We start from the raw sequence: 19,266 nt of genomic DNA on the forward strand, positions 1-19,266 counted from the left end.
CTATGACGAAGCCCTCACTCCCCGAACTCCTGCATGCCGCCGTCACCTCCGTCGGCGGCACGGAGCGCCCCGGCCAGGTGACCATGGCCGAAGCAGTCGCCGACGCCATCGACGACAGCTCCCATCTGCTGGTCCAGGCGGGCACCGGCACCGGAAAGTCCCTCGGCTATCTGGTGCCGGCCCTCGCCCACGGGGAGCGGGTCGTCGTGGCGACCGCCACCCTGGCGCTCCAGCGGCAGCTCGTGGAGCGGGACCTGCCGCGCACCGTCGACGCGCTGCACCCGCTGCTGCGCCGCCGGCCGGAGTTCGCCATGCTCAAGGGCCGGTCGAACTATCTGTGCCTGCACCGCCTGCACGAGGGAGTGCCGCAGGACGAGGAGGAGGGCCTCTTCGACCAGTTCGAGGCGGCCGCGCCCACCAGCAAGCTGGGCCAGGACCTGCTCCGGCTGCGCGACTGGTCGGACGAGACGGAGACGGGCGACCGCGACGACCTCACGCCCGGCGTGTCCGACCGCGCCTGGGCCCAGGTGTCCGTGTCGTCCCGCGAGTGCCTGGGCGCGAGCAAGTGCGCGTACGGAGCGGAGTGCTTCGCCGAGATGGCGCGCGAGCGGGCCAAGCTCGCCGAGGTCGTCGTCACCAATCACGCGCTGCTCGCGATCGACGCCATCGAGGGCGCGCCGGTGCTCCCGCAGCACGAGGTGCTGATCGTCGACGAGGCCCATGAACTGGTGTCCCGCGTCACCGGCGTGGCCACGGGGGAGCTCACCCCGGGCCAGGTCAACCGCGCGGTCCGCCGTGCCGCCAAACTCGTCAACGAAAAGGCCGCGGACCAGCTCCAGACCGCCGCCGAGGGCTTCGAGCGCCTCATGGAGCTGGCACTGCCGGGACGCCTGGAGGAGATCCCGGAGGACCTCGGGTATGCCCTGATGGCACTGCGCGATGCCGCGCGTACGGTGATCTCGGCGATCGGCGGCACCCGTGACAAGTCCGTCCAGGACGAGGACGCCGTGCGCAAGCAGGCCCTCGCGTCCGTGGAGAGCGTGCACGACGTGGCGGAGCGCATCACCAACGGCTCCGAGTGGGACGTGGTCTGGTACGAGCGCCACGACCGCTTCGGTGCCTCGCTCCGGGTGGCTCCCATGAGCGTGTCCGGGCTGCTCAGGGAGAAGCTGTTCGCCGACCGTTCCGTCGTGCTGACCTCGGCGACGCTGAAGCTCGGCGGCGACTTCAATGGCGTCGGGGCCTCGCTGGGACTCTCCCCCGAGGGCACGGAGGGCGACGACCTCCCGCAGTGGAAGGGCGTCGACGTCGGCTCGCCGTTCGACTACCCGAAGCAGGGCATCCTCTATGTCGCCAAGCACCTGTCACGCCCCGCGCGGGACGGTGACCGCGGGGACATGCTGGACGAGCTCACCGACCTGATCCAGGCCGCCGGCGGACGTACGCTCGGGCTGTTCTCCTCGATGCGGGCGGCCCAGCTCGCGGCCGAGGAACTGCGGTCGCGCATCCCGGAGTACCCGATCCTGTTGCAGGGCGAGGAGACGCTCGGCGAGCTGATCAAGAACTTCGCGGCCGACCCCAAGACCTGTCTGTTCGGCACGCTGTCCCTGTGGCAGGGCGTGGACGTCCCGGGACCCAGCTGCCAGCTGGTCGTCATGGACAAGATCCCCTTCCCGCGTCCCGACGACCCGCTGATGAGCGCCCGCCAGAAGGCCGTCGAGGACGCCGGCGGCAATGGCTTCATGGCGGTCGCCGCCACGCATGCCGCGCTCCTCATGGCCCAGGGCGCGGGCCGCCTCGTCCGGGCGACGGGGGACCGTGGCGTCGTCGCCGTACTGGACCAGCGCCTGGCCACGGCGCGCTACGGCAGCTATCTGAAGGCGTCGCTGCCGGACTTCTGGTACACGACGGATCGCAATCAGGTCCGCAGGTCGCTCGCCGCGATCGACGAGGCGGCCCAGAAGGCGGAAGAGGCGTAACACGGGGTGGGCCGCCGAACACGGCGGCGGCCCACGCACCGGCCGATGGCCGTCCGCGGGCCTTCTGCCGACAGGGTGGCCACCCACGTGCCCTCCGGTCGACCGGTGGGCCCCTGTGCGCTCCTGCCGACCAGCGGCCGCCCGGCCGCCCGTGCACCTACGACCGGCCGCCCGGTGGGCACCCGCATCGTCTTCCACCGACCGATGGTCGCCTCCCCCCCCCCGCAGCCCCCACGCCTCGTCGGCCGGGGCATTGTCGCGTCCTGCCGCCCCACCCCACGCGCGCACCGGCCCACCGGAGCTCCACCTGCCGACGCTCTCGCATGCCATTCCTCTAGCAGCGCTAGACATTCAAGCGACGCTATGTCTAGCATTGCCTCATCACCTAGCAGTGCTAGAAAAAATCGCGGAGAACTTCGGGAGTGGACATGCAGCACATACTGGCCATCGTCACCGTGGTCGTCGTCGGCCTGATGGTGGGCGTGGAGTTCGCGGTGGCGGCCTTCGTCAATCCCATCCTTGACCGGCTGCCGAACGACGGCGGTCTCGCGGCCCGCAGTGACGGCGCCCGGGTGCTCGGCAAGGTCATGCCGTTCTGGTACATCGGGTCGGTCGCCCTGGGTGCCGTCTGGGCGGCCTCGGCGTGGGGCGACGCGGAGGCGGGCCTCGTGGTCACGGCGACCGCGCTGCTCGTGCTGAGCGTGCTGATGTCCATCGCCCTGCTGGTCCCGATCAACTCCCGCGTCGCCGAGTGGACCAGGGAGAGCGTTCCGGCGGACTGGAAGCAGCAGGTCGGCCGTTGGGACCGGTTCCACTATGTGCGGGTCGCTGTGATCGTCGCGGCGTTCGTCCTGATGGTCGTCGGCCTGGCGTGACGAGTCGACGGCCGATGGCGGGGGACGGTGAACTCGCCGAAAGCCTCGCGCGCGGCGGACGCGTCCACCCGCGGCGGCGCAGGCGAGGAGCGCGCCCCGGCCGCGGAGGCGGTGAACGCACAGGGCCCCGGAACCGGCGCAGTTGGTTCCGGGGCCCGGTCATGGGTGGGGCGAACCGTCTCGCCCCTGGCGGGGTGTTACACGCGGCGCAGGACGGCCACGACCTTGCCGAGGATGGTCGCCTCGTCGCCGGGGATCGGCTGGTAGGCGGAGTTGTGGGGGAGGAGCCAGACGTGCCCGTCCTCGCGCTTGAAGCGCTTGACCGTGGCTTCGCCGTCGAGCATGGCGGCCACGATGTCGCCGTTCTCGGCCACGGGCTGGCGGCGGACGGTGACCCAGTCGCCGTCGCAGATGGCGGCCTCGATCATCGAGTCGCCGACGACCTTGAGGACGAACAGCTCGCCGTCACCGACCAGCTGCCGGGGGAGGGGGAAGACGTCCTCGACCGACTCCTCGGCGAGGATGGGGCCACCGGCGGCGATGCGGCCGACGAGCGGGACGTACGACGCGGCCGGCTTGCCCGCCGTGTCCGTGGGCTGCACCGACGCCTGGTCGGAGCCCCGGACCTCGTACGCGCGCGGGCGGTGCGGGTCGCGGCGCAGGAAGCCCTTCCGCTCCAGTGCCATCAGCTGGTGCGCGACCGAGGAGGTGCTGGAGAGGCCGACCGCCTGGCCGATCTCCCGCATCGACGGCGGGTAGCCGCGCCGCTGCACGGAGTCCCTGATGACCTCGATGACCCGGCGCTGTCGGTCCGTGAGCCCGGAGCTGTCCGCCCTGATGCCTGGAGGTCGACCCGGCAGGGAGCGCTTGGGTCCCTCATGATTCGCGGCTTCGTTCATCGCATGCACCGGCTCGAATCGGCCCTGGGAGCGGTCCTGGGCAGTGATGGTGGCACTGTCTGCGGTCGTGGTCACGTCGGCCCCTCTCGATGGTCTCCCTGCTGGACAACGGTAGTTGCTTTCGAAAGGTTGCGCCAAACACACGTTCGAGTGAAAAACCGCGAAGTAGCTGACGTGATCATGAATCCGGGTGTATGGCTCGCACAGTGCCTGGCGGACAAAAGGGCCCATTGCTGTACTCTTCACCGCCGGGGGCGAAGACCGCGACAGCCGATGTGGGCGCCGACCAGTGTGCCATCCGGTACCCGGTCGGCCGGGGACCGGCCCCCCTTCCGTGCGTCGCCCACGCTATCCCCCGGGTGTCCGTGATGGGTATGTCCATGCGGCACATGCCATTACGTGTGCGACACGCGCGTCGTGTGTGAATTTACGGACCGAGCCCCACATGTAGTGGTTGGATTGCGGTAGCGACCCAGAAGTTGTGGTCCCCCGGGTCTTCGGGCCCACGGGAATCGCCTATGCTTGGGGCTGCTTCGAGGGGCCCGTGAGGTCTCCCGAGGTCTATGAGTCGTGCTGTGAAGGAGGGTTGGAGCCATGCACTGCCCCTTCTGCAGGCACCCCGACAGCCGCGTCGTCGACAGCCGTACGACCGATGACGGCACGTCGATCCGCAGGCGCCGCCAGTGTCCCGACTGCTCCCGTCGTTTCACGACCGTGGAGACGTGCTCGCTGATGGTGGTCAAGCGCTCCGGCGTGACCGAACCCTTCAGCCGTACCAAGGTCATCAACGGCGTGCGCAAGGCCTGCCAGGGCCGGCCCGTCACCGAGGACGCACTCGCCCAGCTCGGCCAGCGGGTCGAGGAGGCGGTGCGCGCGACCGGAAGCGCCGAGCTGACCACGCACGACGTGGGGCTGGCCATACTCGGCCCGTTGCAGGAGCTCGACCTCGTCGCCTATCTGCGGTTCGCGTCCGTCTACCGGGCGTTCGACTCGCTCGAGGACTTCGAGGCCGCCATCGCGGAACTCAGGGAAGGCATGAGGCAGCGCCCCGCCGTGGACGACGAAGACACGGACGCGGAGCGCCCGGAAGACGACCGCGGGTCCGGAGGGGCCGTCCAGGTCCCCGTGCCCGCCACCGCCGCCGACTGACGGACGGGCCGACACGGATCGGCCCCGTCGGCGGCGACCACAGACCCGTTGCGGGCGGCCGCACAGCGACGCGCGCAGCACCAGACACACACCGTGCCACGGGAAGAACGAGGCACTTCAGGGCGTTTTAGCCCGATACAGGGAGGCGGCATGACAGAGACGGCGAGCGGTCCGGCACGAGGTTCCCGCGCCAAGGGCACCAAGGCCAGCAAGGGACTGCGCATCGAGCGCATTCACACCACCCCCGGCGTGCACCCGTACGACGAGGTGGAGTGGGAGCGTCGTGACGTCGTCATGACCAACTGGCGCGACGGCTCGGTCAACTTCGAGCAGCGTGGCGTCGAGTTCCCCGGCTTCTGGTCGGTGAACGCGGTCAACATCGTCACCAGCAAGTACTTCCGCGGTGCCGTCGGCACCCCGCAGCGCGAGGTGAGCCTCAGGCAGCTCATCGACCGCATCGTGAAGACCTACCGGAAGGCCGGTGAGGACTACAAGTACTTCGCCTCGCCCGCTGACGCCGAGATCTTCGAGCACGAGCTGGCGTACGCCCTCCTGCACCAGATCTTCAGCTTCAACAGCCCTGTCTGGTTCAACGTCGGCACGCCCCAGCCCCAGCAGGTCTCCGCCTGCTTCATCCTGTCCGTCGACGACTCCATGGAGTCGATCCTCGACTGGTACAAGGAAGAGGGCATGATCTTCAAGGGCGGCTCCGGCGCCGGCCTGAACCTCTCCCGCATCCGCTCCTCCAAGGAGCTGCTCTCCTCGGGCGGCAACGCCTCGGGTCCCGTCTCCTTCATGCGCGGTGCCGACGCCTCCGCAGGAACGATCAAGTCGGGTGGCGCCACGCGCCGCGCGGCCAAGATGGTCATCCTCGACGTCGACCACCCCGACATCGAGGACTTCATCGAGACCAAGGTCAAGGAGGAGGAGAAGATCCGCGCCCTCCGTGACGCGGGCTTCGACATGGACCTGGGCGGCGACGACATCACGTCCGTCCAGTACCAGAACGCCAACAACTCGGTCCGCGTGAACGACACGTTCATGAAGGCCGTCGAGTCGGGCGGCAAGTTCGGGCTCACCTCCCGCATGACCGGCGAGGTCATCGAGGAGGTCGACGCCAAGGCGCTCTTCCGCAAGATGGCCGAGGCCGCCTGGGCGTGCGCCGACCCGGGCATCCAGTACGACGACACGATCAACCACTGGCACACGTGCCCGGAGTCCGGCCGTATCAACGGCTCGAACCCGTGCAGCGAGTACATGCACCTGGACAACACGTCCTGCAACCTCGCCTCGCTGAACCTCATGAAGTTCCTGAAGGACGACGGCAAGGGACACCAGTCCTTCGACGTCGAGCGCTTCTCGAAGGTCGTCGAGCTGGTCATCACCGCGATGGACATCTCGATCTGCTTCGCGGACTTCCCGACCCAGAAGATCGGCGAGAACACCCGCGCCTTCCGTCAGCTCGGCATCGGCTACGCCAACCTCGGCGCCCTGCTGATGGCGACCGGCCACGCCTACGACTCCGACGGCGGCCGTGCCCTCGCCGGTGCGATCACGTCGCTGATGACGGGTACGTCGTACAAGCGCTCCGCCGAGCTCGCCGCGGTCGTCGGCCCCTACGAGGGCTACGCCAAGAACGCCACCCCGCACCAGCGCGTCATGAAGCAGCACGCCGACGCCAACACCGCGGCCGTCCGCATGGACGACCTGGACAGCCCGATCTGGGCCGCCGCCACGGAGGCCTGGCAGGACGTCGTCCGCCTCGGCGAGAAGAACGGTTTCCGTAACGCGCAGGCGTCCGTCATCGCCCCGACCGGCACCATCGGTCTCGCGATGTCCTGCGACACCACCGGCCTCGAGCCCGACCTCGCCCTGGTCAAGTTCAAGAAGCTGGTCGGCGGCGGCTCGATGCAGATCGTCAACGGCACCGTGCCGCAGGCCCTGCGTCGCCTGGGCTACCAGGAGGAGCAGATCGAGGCGATCGTCGCCCACATCGCCGAGCACGGCAATGTGATCGACGCTCCCGGCCTCAAGTTCGAGCACTACGAGGTGTTCGACTGCGCCATGGGCGAGCGCTCCATCTCCGCGATGGGCCACGTCCGCATGATGGCCGCGATCCAGCCGTGGATCTCCGGCGCCCTCTCCAAGACCGTCAACCTGCCGGAGACGGCGACGGTCGAGGACGTCGAGGAGGTCTACTTCGAGGCCTGGAAGATGGGCGTCAAGGCGCTCGCGATCTACCGCGACAACTGCAAGGTCGGCCAGCCGCTCTCCGCCAAGAAGAAGGAGGACGAGAAGGCCGAGGTGACCGCGAAGACCGAGGCGACGATCCGCGAGGCCGTCGAGAAGGTCGTCGAGTACCGCCCGGTCCGCAAGCGCCTCCCCAAGGGCCGTCCCGGCATCACCACCTCCTTCACGGTGGGCGGCGCCGAGGGCTACATGACCGCCAACTCCTACCCGGACGACGGTCTCGGCGAGGTCTTCCTGAAGATGTCGAAGCAGGGCTCCACCCTCGCGGGCATGATGGACGCCTTCTCGATCGCGGTCTCCGTGGGCCTCCAGTACGGCGTGCCCCTGGAGACGTACGTCTCGAAGTTCACGAACATGCGCTTCGAGCCGGCCGGCATGACGGACGACCCGGACGTGCGGATGGCGCAGTCGATCGTCGACTACATCTTCCGCCGCCTGGCGCTCGACTTCCTGCCCTTCGAGACGCGCTCCGCGCTCGGCATCCACTCCGCCGAGGAGCGTCAGCGCCACCTGGAGACGGGCTCCTACGAGCCGACCATCGACGATGTCGACGTCGACGTGGAGGGGCTGGCCCAGTCCGCGCCGCGCGCGCAGGAGCTGAAGGCCGTCGCCACCCCCAAGGCCGAGGTCGAGGCGGCCAAGCCCGCCCCGAAGCAGGCGCACACCAGTGCCGAACTGGTCGAGATGCAGCTGGGCATCCAGGCGGACGCCCCCCTGTGCTTCTCCTGCGGCACGAAGATGCAGCGGGCCGGATCCTGCTACATCTGCGAGGGCTGCGGCTCGACCAGCGGCTGCAGCTGATCCTGGGCGCCGCTGAGGCGTGAATTGCCTGTGCAGGGCGGTGGAGCCGGTTCTCGGCTCCACCGCCCTCGGCGTTTGTGACGACGCCTGGCCGCGTGGCCTGGTGCGGCGGCCGTGCAGCAGGCTGCGGCGCCTCGTGCGGCGACCGGGCAACAGGCTTGTCGCGGCTCCGGCCGTCGTGACATGCTCCGGCCCATGATCAAGAGAATCGAGTCCTCCGTCCGCCGATGAGGGAGACGACCGGGCCTGGACTGCCCGGAACGCGGACCACGCTGTTCCGTCATGCGCTCCGGCTTCACCAGCAGACGCCGGACGAACCGCTCCCGCGTGATGGCGAGCCGTATCCCGACGAGGAACGGCGCCGACGCGAACCACCCCCGAAGAGGCCGCGGGACACGAAGCTCGTGGGAGCCGACGTCGCCCGGATCCTCGACGAGCACTTCGCCGGACCGGCAGCCCTGCCGAGCGCGCTGAGCGACCGCTTCCAGGGCATCCACGTACCGATCCACCACAACGAGCACATCGCCGCGGCCGCCAGGGCGGCCGGCGAAGTCCGCGCCCGGCAGGCCGGCCGCTGGCTGGCGCGGCACGGGACCGATACCTGCGCCGTCACGGTGGGGCTGGCCCTGCTCTCCGTCGTCGGCACCGTGGACGACATCCCGTTGATCCAGACCGTCGGACTGCTCTCCTGCACCTTCGGCCCGCTCGCGGCGCGGGCTCTGGAACGCCTGCCCGACGGTGCCGAGGCGCTGATCTGGCTGGCGGAGCGGGTGACCGGCTGGGGGCGGGTCTACGTGGTGGAGGCTCTGTGCCGACTCGTGGACGCGCATCCGGCCGTCCGGCCCTGGCTGCTGCGCAGAGCGGCCGACGGAGACTTCCTCAACGGCTACTTCGTGGGCCGGGTCGCGCAAGTGACCCGTCTCCACGAGGTCTTCGCGGCGTCCGGCTGCGACGCGGAACTGGTCGACCACACGACCCGGCTTCTCCACGCGATGACGTACTCCGAAGGCATGGGCACCTCGCTGCGCCGCTATGCGCACGCGAACACAGTGCTGGAGGCGCACGTTCGTCTGCTCGGGCAGCTCGGGCCGACTGTCGAGCGCTACTTCGCGGCGGCGACGATCGCCCAGTACCTGACCGAGGAGACTCCCGGCGGGTCCGGGGAGCCCGGCTCCGGGACGCGTCGGGAGCGGATCCGGTCCTCCTACCTCGCCCTGCTCGACCAGGAGGAATGGTGCGAGACGGCACGGGCGGGTCTCGCCGCCGAGGATGCCCGCCTGGCATTTCTGGCCGTCGCCGTGGCGCCGGAGCTCGAACTGAGGGCCTTTCGCCGTGGCCGGCCGAGCGAGTCCTCCGTCCGCCGCTGAGCGGGACGACCCCTGAAGGGCACGTCCGCCGCTGAGTGGGACGACCCCTGAAGGGCGGCACGGCCCGCAGCCGTGCCGCCCTTCAGGCTTCTCACTGCCCTGGGAGGAGCGCACTTCGGGAAAACCCGGCCCGTAAGGGGCGCGACGGCCCCAGGAGGGCGGCTCAGGCGTCCTGGGCGCTGCCCATGACCCTGGTGAAGGTCGCCGGGTCCGTGTCGTAGCCGCGGACGCCGGGGTGGAAGGTCCACCCGCCCGCGTCGTCGCGCACGAACTCCCCGAGGGTGGCGGCCGTGGACCCGAGGACGTCCGCGAAGTCGCCTTCCGCGAGCACCGTGTAGTTCTCCCGCATCCGGAAACCGGGGTTCAGCACCCCCACGAAGCTCTTGTGGCCGGCACGCTGCTGTATGAGGACGCCGACCACCACGCGCGCGTAGCGGCTGTTGAGACGGTCGAGCTCCAGCGTCATGACCTCGTCCCAGCCGAAGCCCTTGCCGTCCTTGCTGTCCCGGTTCAGATAGATGGTGCCGTCCGGCGACCGGCTGTCGAAATGCACTACGTACTCGGGTGTTTTGCTCGGCGCGTCCGCCGCGTAGGTCGCCGCGATGATGTCGAGATCGGTCGCGGGCTCACCCACGGGACTCGGATCCCATTTCACCGCCAGCTCGACCTTGCGGATGCCCTTGTTGAGGCCGTTCACCGGATCTCCCCTCCCCGTTCCCCAACTGCTCTTCGGCCCAACTGCCCTGCCGGCAGTGCCGATTGTCCATCGTGCCACGCGCGCCGGGGCGCTCGCGCGGATGTACTCCGCCGGAGCGTGACCGGCGCCACGCTCCGTGGCCTTACGATGGCGCGGTGCTGGTCAAGTGGATTCGCTGCACCGTGGTCGACCGCCGCGGTTTCGAACGGGGGCAGCGAAAGTGGGCGGGGCTTCTGGGGGAGCCGGGTTTCCGGGGACAGGGTGGCGGATGGAGCACGGGCCGGTCCGGCGTCGCGCACATCTTCGCCTTCTGGGAGAGCCGTGCCTTTTACGACTCCTTCATGGCCCGCTCCCACGACCGGCTCGCCGCCGCCCAGTCGGGCACCTTCAAGGACTCCCAGGTCAAGCTGTTCGATCACCGCTTCGACGTGAAGACCGGCTTCGAGCCGCGCTTCAGCGACGCCGATCTGGTGCGGGTCGCGCACTGCCGGGTCCACGAGGAACGGGCCGAGCACTTCGCACTGATGCAGGAGAAGGTCTGGAATCCCGCGATGGCGGGCTCGCCCGGCATGGTGCGGGGCCTTTTCGGCGAGGCGCCGGGCAGCGAGTTCCTGGTCCTGTCGATGTGGCAGTCCGCCGCGGAGCACGGCAAGTACCGCGCGGAGCGGGTGGAACGGCTCGCGCTGCGCGCCCAGATCGAGGCCGACGTCGCGGCTCTCGCGGGCGACATCGTGCAGTTGGAGCCCGCCTGGACGGTCTGAGAAGGCTCCCGGACGTCGTCATCGCGTGGGGAAGCTGTGTGACCTACGCCGTATGGAGCCCGTACGGCTGCTCGATCCGCGGTGACACGATCTAGGGTTTTGGCATGGCACGACCACGGCGCATCGTTCTGGTCCGGCACGGCGAGTCGGTGGGCAATGCCGATGACACCGTGTACGAACGCGAACCCGACCACGCCCTGCCGCTCACCGAGAAGGGCTGGCAGCAGGCGGAGGAGACGGGCAAGAAACTCCGGGAGCTGTTCGGGCAGGAGCGCGTAAGCGTTTACGTGTCGCCGTACCGTCGTACGCACGAGACGTTCCGCGCCTTCCACCTCGACCCCGCGCTCGTCCGGGTGCGCGAGGAGCCGCGGCTGCGCGAGCAGGACTGGGGCAACTGGCAGGACCGCGACGACGTCCGCCTGCAGAAGGCGTACCGCGACGCCTACGGGCACTTCTTCTACCGTTTCGCGCAGGGCGAGTCCGGTGCCGACGTGTACGACAGGGTCGGCGGCTTCCTGGAGAGCCTCTACCGGAGCTTCGAGGCTCCCGACCACCCGCCCAACGTGCTCATCGTGACCCACGGCCTGGCCATGCGGCTGTTCTGCATGCGCTGGTTCCACTGGACGGTGGCGGAATTCGAGTCGCTGTCCAATCCGGGGAACGGGGAGACACGCATGCTCGTTCTGGGAGACGACGGCAAGTACACGCTTGACCGACCTTTCGAGCGGTGGCGTGACCCTGAGTCGTACGGAGCCACCGGATAGAGTGGCAGGGCGATGATCGCTGACTCCTCGACCGAAGGGCGCCTCGGCCGCGCCCTGGCCAGCCTGCGCGGACTCGCCGTGGGAGACGCGCTGGGCTCGCAGTTCTTCGTGCCCGCGAACTACCCGCTGCTCAAGCGCCGTGAGCTGCCGCCCCACCAGTGGCAGTGGACCGACGACACGGAGATGGCCTGCTCCGTGGTGAGCGTGCTCGCCGCGCACCGCCGTATCGACCAGGACGAACTGGCCCGCTCGTTCGCCGAGCACCACGACTTCGACCGCGGCTACGGCCCCGCGGTCAACCGGCTGCTGCGACAGGTCCGGGAGGGCGGCGACTGGCGTGAGCTGGCGTCCGCCCTGTTCAAGGGCCAGGGCTCCTGGGGGAACGGCGCCGCGATGCGCATCGCGCCCCTCGGCGCCTGGTACGCGGACGACCCGGAGCAGGCCACCCACCAGGCGGAGATCTCGGCTTACCCGACGCACCAGCACCGCGAGGCCGTGGTCGGCGCCATGGCCGTCGCCGCGGCCGCCGCACTGGTCGCCGACCCGACGGGACCCCCGAGCCCCGAGGCCCTGCTCGACGGCGTCGTCGCGCTCGTCCCGCGCAGCGCGGTCGGCGCCGGTCTGCGACGAGCCCGGGACATGCTCGACTACGGGGACGCCGGGACCGTGGCGGCCGTCCTGGGCTGCGGCCGGCGCACGTCGGCGCACGACACCGTGCCGTTCGCGCTGTGGTCGGCCGCCCGGTCCCTGGGCGACTACGAGCAGGCGTTCTGGGGCACCGCCCAGGTGGGCGGCGACGTGGACACCACGTGCGCCATCGTCGGCGGCGTGATCGCCTCCGGGCAGGCGGGCGCGCCCCCCGCGACCTGGGTGGAGGGCACGGAGTCCCTGCCGGACTGGGTGCCGGGGGCCGCGTACGGGGCCGCGGCGGGCGGCGCGTAGGTCCGTCAGCGGGGCGTTTCCGGTGCCGGCACCATTGGCCAGGGCCAGGGCCAGGGCCAGGGCCAGGGCCAGGGCCAGGGCCAGAGCTGTGGTGCCGTCCGGCGCGGTGCCCGGGGTTGCTGAGCGGGTCGCTGCGGAGCCACGGGGTACCGCTGGGGCTTGCGGAGTTGCGGAGTCACCGGGGCCGTGCCGTGGCGTCACCGGGCGCCGACCGTATCTGTCACAGGCTTGCTACAGCCACGTCGCCGCACCGACGGGCGCCTTGCCCGTGGATACCCTGTCCGCCACGCGGCCCGTTGATCATCGCGGGCGAGCGCCGAATCAAGACACCGGTCGTCAGCCTCCGCCGTAACGGCGTGCCGTGGGCTGTCCGCTGCCGGTTGGGAGGGGGTCCCGTGTCCGACATACCGTCCACGCCCGAGCCGATGGAGCAGGGGCCGCCGAAGCCGGGAGCGCCGGAGGCGAAGGAAGCGAGGGAGGCAGAGGACGTCAGGGATCGGGCGGCGTCGACGGAGCCTCCCGTGACCACGGCGAAGGCCACCGGTCCAGACGACCCTTCCGACCGTGAGGACACGGGCTCGGACGCGGACGACGGCGACGGCGAAGGCGGGGACGACTACGGGGAAGGCGACGGGAGGGGAGCCGCGGGCGGGGGCGCCGACTGGGCCGTGCCGCCGTCGCCCACTCCCTGGACGGCCGACCTTCAGGTGAGGGAGCCCGCCCCCGTGCGTACGGCCACGCTGTGGGCCACGCTGGCCACCGGGCTGCTCAGCATGCTCCTGCTAGGCGACGGTCTGGCGGTCAATCTCCTGCTGGTCGCCGTCCCGGCCGCTGTCGCCGCCTACTTCGCCGCCCAGGCGGCGGGACGACGTATGCGCGCCTGGACGGTGGTCTGGGCGGTCGGCGGCATCGGGCTGCTCGTTGTTCCGGCCCTCCGTGACGCGGACTGGCCCTCGTTCCTCGCCGTCGTGAGCGCGATCGCGCTGGGCTCGCTCGCCCTGCACGGCGGCCGTACCTGGCCCGCCGTCCTGCTGGGCCCCATCGGCATGTTCAACTCCCTGGTCACCGGTCCGGCCTGGGGCTGGCGCGGAGTGCGTGAACGGTTCGGCGGGCGTCGCCGCAGTGTGGGTGCGGTGCTGCGCGCGCTCGTGGTCACCGCGGTCCTGCTGCTGGTCTTCGGGGCCCTCTTCGCGGGGGCCGACGCGGCCTTCGCCAATCTGCTGGGCGACCTCATGCCCGACGCGTCCGTCTCCGGCGGCCCGTGGCACCTGGTGCTCCTCGCCTTCGGTGTGGTCGGCGCGCTCGCGGCGGCCCACACGGCGGCCGCACCCGTCCAGTGGGACCGGGTCCAGGTGCCCGCCGGTCGCCCCCGCGGCCGCGTCGAGTGGGCCCTCCCGCTGGTTGTGCTCACGGCGCTCTTCGCCGCCTTCAACGCAGTGCAGCTCGCCGTGCTCTTCGGAGGCTACGAGGCCGTCCTGAAGAAGACCGGTCAGACGTACTCCGAGTACGCACGTCAGGGGTTCTGGCAGCTGCTGCTGGTCACCCTCCTGACCCTGCTCGTCGTGGTCTTCGCGCTCCGCTGGGCACCCCGCGGCGACGCCCGCGACTGGACCCTCGTGCGGGGCGTGCTGGGAACCCTGTGCGCCCTGGCGATCGTGGTCGTGGCCTCGGCGGTGCGGCGCATGGACATGTACGTGGAGGCCTACGGCCTGACGCGGCTGCGGGTCTCCGTGCTGGCCGTGGAGGTGTGGCTCGGCGTCGTCATCGTGCTCATCATGGCGGCCGGCGTGTGGGGCGCCCGATGGCTGCCGCGCGCGGTCGCGGCCAGTGCGGCCGTGGGAGTGCTGGCCTTCGGGCTCATGTCGCCGGACGGTCTGATCGCCGAGCGCAATGTCCAGCGTTACGAGGAGACGGGCAAGTTCGACCTCGACTACGCGGGAAGCCTGTCCGCCGACGCCGTACCGGCGCTCGACAAGCTGAAGGAGCCCCTGCGTTCGTGCGCGCTGCGACCGATCGCGAACGACCTGGGCGAGAGCGACGACCCCTGGTACGCGACCAGTTGGGGCGAGGCCCGCGCCCGGGACATCCTGCGTGACCGGCCGCCGGCGACGGACGTGGACTGGTCCGCGTGCCGCCGGGTGAGCGACGACGTCATGTACCTGCGCTGAGAGGGGCTGGGTCCCGCAAGGCGGAGAAGGCCAGGAGGGCCGGCCGGGCGGAAGGGTTCAGGGCGGCCTCAGGCAGGGGCGCCCAGGAGGCGTGAAGTTCGCCGAAGGCGTCGTACCGGATGCGGGCCCCAGACGTCGTACGTGATGGAGGGCGTCGACGCGCCCGCTGAGGGCCGACGACGTACCGGATGGGCGCCGGAGGTGTCGTATCCGAGGTACGCCCGCGGCCTCCGGTGACATGCACCGGAGGCCGCGGTTCGCCGTTCGTCCGGCGGACGGCCGGGCCGGAGTCCTCGCTGTCGGACCCCCGGGACCCGGCCCGGCCTCCGCGGCCCCTCGTCAGCCCGCGACCGGTCCTGCCGAACCGGAAAGGGCCTCCAGGTCGCTCTTGCGGACCCTGATCACCAGCGCCGCGGTGATCAGCGCCAGCAGGGCCATCGCGGCTGCCGGGATGAAGGCGGTCGAGATGCCCTGGGCGAGCACCTCGTGGCCCCAGGGCGCGGGCAGCTGATGGGTCTTGGCGAACTCCGCCTTCTGCTCGGCCGAGCCGTCCGTCAGGAACTTCGGCATCTGCTTCTCCGCCTCGTCACGGCTGGCCGAGCCGAAGACCGTGGTGAGGATGGAGAGACCCAGCGAACCGCCGACCTGCTGGGTGACGTTGAGCAGACCCGATGCGGCGCCCGCCTCGTGCTGGGCGACACCCGAGACCGCGGTGACCGTCAGCGTCACGAAGTTCAGGCCCATGCCGAAGCCGAACAGCAGCATCGGGCCGAGCACCCCGCCGACGTACGAGTTGTCCGAGCTGATGAAGGTCAGCCACAGGAGCCCGAGTGCGACGAGCGACGAGCCGACGACCATGAACGGCTTGGGGCCGAGCACCGGCAGGAACCGCTGCGACAGACCCGCGCCGACCGCGATCGCGACCGTGACCGGCAGGAACGCCACACCGGCGGAGATCGGGCTGTAGCCGAGCACGTTCTGCACGAACAGCACGATGTAGAAGAACATGCCGAACATCGCCGCGGCCAGGCTCAGCATGATCAGATACGTGCCCGACCGGTTGCGGTCGGCGAACATCTTCAGCGGGGTGATGGGTTCCTTCGCGCGCGTCTCGACGATCACGAAGGCCACCAGCAGCACCACGGCCGCGCCGAACGACCCGATGGTGAGGCTGTCCCGCCAGCCCTCCTCCGCGGCGCGGATGAAGCCGTACACCAGGGACGCCATGCCCGCCGTCGAGGTGAGGGCACCCGCGATGTCGAAGCGTCCGGGGTGGCGTTCGGACTCGCTGATGTACATCGGTGCGAGCACCGCGATCAGAACACCGATGGGCACGTTGACGAAGAGGACCCAGCGCCAGTCGAGCCACTCGGTGAGCATGCCGCCGGCCAGCAGACCGACGGCGCCGCCGCCGGCCGAGACCGTGGCGAAGACGGCGAACGCCCGGTTCCGCTCCGGGCCCTCGGGGAACGTGGTGGTGATGAGCGCCAGCGAGGTCGGTGACGCGATCGCGCCACCGACGCCCTGCAGGGCACGGGCGGCCAGCAACTGCCAAGGTTCCTGGGCGAGTCCACCGAGCAGCGAGGCGAAGGTGAACAGCAGGATGCCGGTCATGAAGACCCGGCGCCTGCCGAGGATGTCACCGGCGCGGGCGCCGAGAAGCAGCAGGCCACCGAACGTGAGGGTGTACGAGCTGATCACCCATGTCAGATCGGTCGTGCTGAAGTTGAGCGCGTCTTGAATGTGCGGGAGCGCGATGTTCACAATCGTCGCGTCGAGTACCACCATGAGTTGGCAGGCCGCGATGACGGTGAGCGCGATACCGGGGTGCCCCTCCCGGCGGGCCGCTCCTGGCTTTGATTCCTGTATCAACTGAGAGGTTGTCACTATGGGTCCCCCACAAGTGCGTTAGTGAACGCTCGCGTTCACTGTCGCGTCAACGGTAGTGAGTCCCCGACAGTGAACGCAAGCGTTCACTGAAGTCGCTGCCACGTGGCGTCAACTCGACCGCTCAAACCCCCCGAAAACCCGCTCCCCCCTGCACAACGGAGACAGTCAGATGGTTAGTTCGCGTTGGACGGCCGCCCCCGCTCAGGCGGCCTCTCCGCGTCGGCGTGGTGCCGTACTCGAACGCGCGATCCTGGAGGCCGCGCTGGAGCAGCTCGGCACGGTCGGCTGGAACGGGCTCACGATGGAGGGCGTCGCGGCGCGCGCCCAGACCGGCAAGGCCGCGGTCTACCGTCGCTGGCCGTCCAAGGAGGATCTCGTCGCCGACGCGCTCCAGGCCGGGCTGCCGAACCAGACCGAGGCACCCGACCTCGGGAGTGTCCGGGAGGACCTGCTGGAGCTGTGCCGGCGGGTGCGTGACGCCATGTTCTCGCAGCCCGGATTCGCGCTGCGATCGGTCCTTTACGAATGCGACGCGGCGCAGGCCGAACGCTTCCACCGGGTGATCATCGGCGGGGTCGTCGAGCCGACCATGCATCTGCTGCGAGAGGTCATCGACCGCGGAATCGAGCGGGGAGAGGTGCGTCCCGACGCAGCCAACTCCTACGTCTTCGATGCCATCCCCGCGATGATGATGTACCGCTCCAAGGTGTGCGCGAGCGAATGGAGCGACGAGGACCTGTCGGAGATGATCGACCAGCTGATGGTCCCGCTGCTGGGCGGCCGGGCCGTCTGAACCGCCCCTCGGCGGCGGCCGGGGAGGCTTCCGTCCGACGCTCCCGGGGAGGCCCGCTCGGACGGCTGGGCGACCGTCGTGGCGACCCCCGCGTCGCTCGGACAAACCTGGGTGTCGCGAGGGGCTCCGGGCGGCGTAGGCTGAGGGCGCCATGCCGTACGAACCACCCACTCACACCGTCGAGCGCTCCCTCCGCGCAACGACCGGAGCGAAGATCATTGCCGGTGTCGACGAGGTGGGACGCGGTGCCTGGGCCGGCCCCGTCACCGTCTGCGCCGCCGTCACCGGACTGCGCCGGCCGCCCGAGGGCCTCACCGACTCCAAGCTCCTGACCGTCAAGCGGCGGACCGCGCTCGCGGCGGAACTGGAGAAGTGGGTGACGTCGTACGCCCTCGGGCACTCCTCCCCGGAGGAGATCGACGACCTCGGCATGACGGCCGCGCTGCGCCTTGCCGCCGTGCGCGCCCTGGAAGCCCTGCCGGTCCGTCCCGACGCGATCATCCTCGACGGGAAGCACGACTATCTGGGTACTCCCTGGCGGGTCCGTACGGTGATCAAGGGCGACCGGTCGTGCGTCGCCGTCGCGGCCGCTTCGGTGATCGCCAAGGTTCAGCGCGACAAAATGATGGCCGAACTGGGTATCGACCATGCAGACTTCGGTTTTGCGGCCAACGCCGGGTACCCGTCGCCGGTCCACAAGGCCGCGCTGGAGGAGCGGGGGCCCACCCCGTACCACCGGTTGTCATGGGCGTATCTTGATGCGCTGCCCCAGTGGCGGCATCTCAAGAAGGTCCGCAGCTGGGCGGACGGAAGCGTTCCGGAGATCGAGGGCCAGCTCGGCTTCGATTTCTGACGATTCCGCCCGCACTCATGTGCCACCCGCCGACGCGAGTCGCACCGGCGTTTGATAGATATCAGCTCATGCCTCTCATTCCCGAGGAGCCTCAGATTCACGAGAGTGCCCAGGGTCCCCGCGTCACTCCGGCCACCGGCCGCAGCGCGCAGACCCCCCGCCCCGTACCCGGCCCCCGTCCCGCGGCACCGCCGCGTCCCGGCCGTCCGGGTCCTGTCCGGCCGATGCCGGCGCAACGCACGCCGCGCGAGTCGGCCGTGCCCACGCCGGGACCGTCCGCCCCGAAGACCGCAGCCGCTGCGGTCGCCCCGCAGATCCAGCTGATCCCGGCCTCGGCCGAGGGTGCGCTGGACGCCGCCGAAGAGGCCGTCGACCTGCTGCTGGAGTCGGGCCGCGCTCCGGGTGAGGTGCTGGTGATCACCACCGGCGACCCGCACCCGTGGGCCGCGCACGAGCTCTCCTTCGGCGAGGCCGCGTACTGGACGCAGCACGACGCGGGCGACGACGTCTTCTACGCCGACGCCTCCGTCGTGGGCCGGGCCGCGTCCCGTCCCGTGGTCGTGGTCGCGGTCAACGGCGGTCCCGACACCGCTGCCGCCACCGCGCTGCCCCTGGCCCACGGCCGGGCCGGTGCCCTGCTGATCGTCTGCGGCGACCCGCAGCAGATCAACTCGGTGCTGGGCGCGGGCGTCTGACCGACTTCCGGACACGGTCCGGGAATCGTTCGGAGGGACGCTGAGGGTGCCGCCGCGGCGGCACCTGTACGGCAGCCCTGGTCGCGGTGAGACCTGTACGGCGGTCATTTCGGCGTACCCGCGCGCGCGTGGCGGGCTGTGCCGCGCGCCGCACCCTGGGTGCGCTGTCGTGGCCGGCCGGTGTCTGGCAGACGGCTCGCCGTGTGCCGCCGCGAACGGAGTGCGTCCTCGGCGTACGTCTTCGTTCTTCGGTGTGCGCCTGCTCTGGCCTCTGGAGCACCGCACATCCCTGAGGGCGGCTCGGTCGTCCCGCGGCGTCCGCGACTGATCCTGGTGTCTCCTGGTGGAGGTGGCGCCCTCGGACGGATGGTCGTGCACCTGCA

15 protein-coding genes are annotated in these 19,266 nt (G+C 70.4%); 12 read left to right on the forward strand and 3 right to left on the reverse strand.

The window, feature by feature from the left end; genetic code table 11:
- Window positions 1-2 precede the first annotated feature (2 nt).
- Together BKI49_RS28210 and BKI49_RS28215 are read left to right on the forward strand one after the other, a co-directional pair.
- A complete protein-coding gene (locus tag BKI49_RS28210; protein ID WP_095937078.1) occupies window positions 3-1,979 on the forward strand; it encodes an ATP-dependent DNA helicase in 1,977 nt (658 codons plus the stop codon).
- A 428-nt stretch (window positions 1,980-2,407) separates the two neighbouring features.
- Window positions 2,408-2,854 carry an anthrone oxygenase family protein gene (locus BKI49_RS28215; RefSeq protein WP_095937098.1) on the forward strand — a complete coding sequence of 149 codons (447 nt, stop codon included), beginning with the start codon at window positions 2,408-2,410 and terminating at the stop codon, window positions 2,852-2,854.
- A 197-nt stretch (window positions 2,855-3,051) separates the two neighbouring features.
- On the opposite strand, the gene lexA is transcribed toward BKI49_RS28215, so the two are convergent.
- Window positions 3,052-3,828: a transcriptional repressor LexA gene (lexA, locus tag BKI49_RS28220; protein WP_095937079.1), complete on the reverse strand. Its 777-nt coding sequence runs from the start codon at window positions 3,826-3,828 to the stop codon at window positions 3,052-3,054.
- A gap of 519 nt (window positions 3,829-4,347) precedes the next feature.
- Between lexA and nrdR the strand changes: the two genes are divergently transcribed.
- From nrdR to BKI49_RS28235, 3 genes are all read left to right on the forward strand, one after another.
- On the forward strand, window positions 4,348-4,902 hold the full coding sequence (gene nrdR, locus BKI49_RS28225; RefSeq protein WP_095937080.1) for a transcriptional regulator NrdR: 555 nt from the start codon (window positions 4,348-4,350) through the stop codon (window positions 4,900-4,902).
- Between the two features lie 150 nt (window positions 4,903-5,052).
- Window positions 5,053-7,953, forward strand: a complete 2,901-nt coding sequence (locus tag BKI49_RS28230; protein WP_095937081.1) for a vitamin B12-dependent ribonucleotide reductase — start codon at window positions 5,053-5,055, stop codon at window positions 7,951-7,953.
- Between the two features lie 404 nt (window positions 7,954-8,357).
- Window positions 8,358-9,320 (forward strand): hypothetical protein, encoded by a 963-nt coding sequence (locus BKI49_RS28235; protein ID WP_257004988.1) that lies wholly within the window; start codon window positions 8,358-8,360, stop codon window positions 9,318-9,320.
- A gap of 163 nt (window positions 9,321-9,483) precedes the next feature.
- Here the strand turns inward: BKI49_RS28235 and BKI49_RS28240 are convergent, their stop codons facing one another.
- On the reverse strand, window positions 9,484-10,017 hold the full coding sequence (locus BKI49_RS28240) for a TerD family protein (protein ID WP_095937082.1): 534 nt from the start codon (window positions 10,015-10,017) through the stop codon (window positions 9,484-9,486).
- A gap of 155 nt (window positions 10,018-10,172) precedes the next feature.
- Between BKI49_RS28240 and BKI49_RS28245 the strand changes: the two genes are divergently transcribed.
- From BKI49_RS28245 to BKI49_RS28260, 4 genes are all read left to right on the forward strand, one after another.
- The gene (locus BKI49_RS28245) at window positions 10,173-10,778 is read left to right on the forward strand and encodes a YdbC family protein (RefSeq protein WP_028802308.1); all 606 of its coding nucleotides are present in this window, start codon (window positions 10,173-10,175) and stop codon (window positions 10,776-10,778) included.
- 104 nt (window positions 10,779-10,882) lie between these two features.
- Window positions 10,883-11,542, forward strand: coding sequence for a histidine phosphatase family protein (locus BKI49_RS28250; RefSeq protein WP_028802307.1), 660 nt, complete (start codon window positions 10,883-10,885; stop codon window positions 11,540-11,542).
- 12 nt (window positions 11,543-11,554) lie between these two features.
- Window positions 11,555-12,484 carry an ADP-ribosylglycohydrolase family protein gene (locus tag BKI49_RS28255; protein WP_095937083.1) on the forward strand — a complete coding sequence of 310 codons (930 nt, stop codon included), beginning with the start codon at window positions 11,555-11,557 and terminating at the stop codon, window positions 12,482-12,484.
- A 425-nt stretch (window positions 12,485-12,909) separates the two neighbouring features.
- Window positions 12,910-14,652 carry a DUF4153 domain-containing protein gene (locus tag BKI49_RS28260; RefSeq protein WP_373557598.1) on the forward strand — a complete coding sequence of 581 codons (1,743 nt, stop codon included), beginning with the start codon at window positions 12,910-12,912 and terminating at the stop codon, window positions 14,650-14,652.
- A gap of 339 nt (window positions 14,653-14,991) precedes the next feature.
- Here BKI49_RS28260 and BKI49_RS28265 read toward each other — a convergent pair whose 3' ends face one another.
- Complete coding sequence (locus BKI49_RS28265) at window positions 14,992-16,539, reverse strand: MFS transporter (protein WP_095937084.1); 1,548 nt, start codon at window positions 16,537-16,539, stop codon at window positions 14,992-14,994.
- Between the two features lie 172 nt (window positions 16,540-16,711).
- Between BKI49_RS28265 and BKI49_RS28270 the strand changes: the two genes are divergently transcribed.
- The 3 genes from BKI49_RS28270 to BKI49_RS28280 all read left to right on the forward strand — a co-directional run bounded on the left by BKI49_RS28270 (window position 16,712) and on the right by BKI49_RS28280 (window position 18,883).
- Window positions 16,712-17,335, forward strand: a complete 624-nt coding sequence (locus BKI49_RS28270; protein WP_095937085.1) for a TetR/AcrR family transcriptional regulator — start codon at window positions 16,712-16,714, stop codon at window positions 17,333-17,335.
- A 151-nt stretch (window positions 17,336-17,486) separates the two neighbouring features.
- Window positions 17,487-18,188, forward strand: a complete 702-nt coding sequence (locus tag BKI49_RS28275) for a ribonuclease HII (protein WP_095937086.1) — start codon at window positions 17,487-17,489, stop codon at window positions 18,186-18,188.
- Window positions 18,189-18,256: 68 nt separating this feature from the next.
- Window positions 18,257-18,883 carry a hypothetical protein gene (locus tag BKI49_RS28280; protein ID WP_095937087.1) on the forward strand — a complete coding sequence of 209 codons (627 nt, stop codon included), beginning with the start codon at window positions 18,257-18,259 and terminating at the stop codon, window positions 18,881-18,883.
- Window positions 18,884-19,266 lie beyond the last annotated feature (383 nt).

The sequence above is a fragment of the Streptomyces sp. Tue6028 genome (genome assembly GCF_002300165.1).
Taxonomy (GTDB): domain Bacteria; phylum Actinomycetota; class Actinomycetes; order Streptomycetales; family Streptomycetaceae; genus Streptomyces; species Streptomyces siamensis.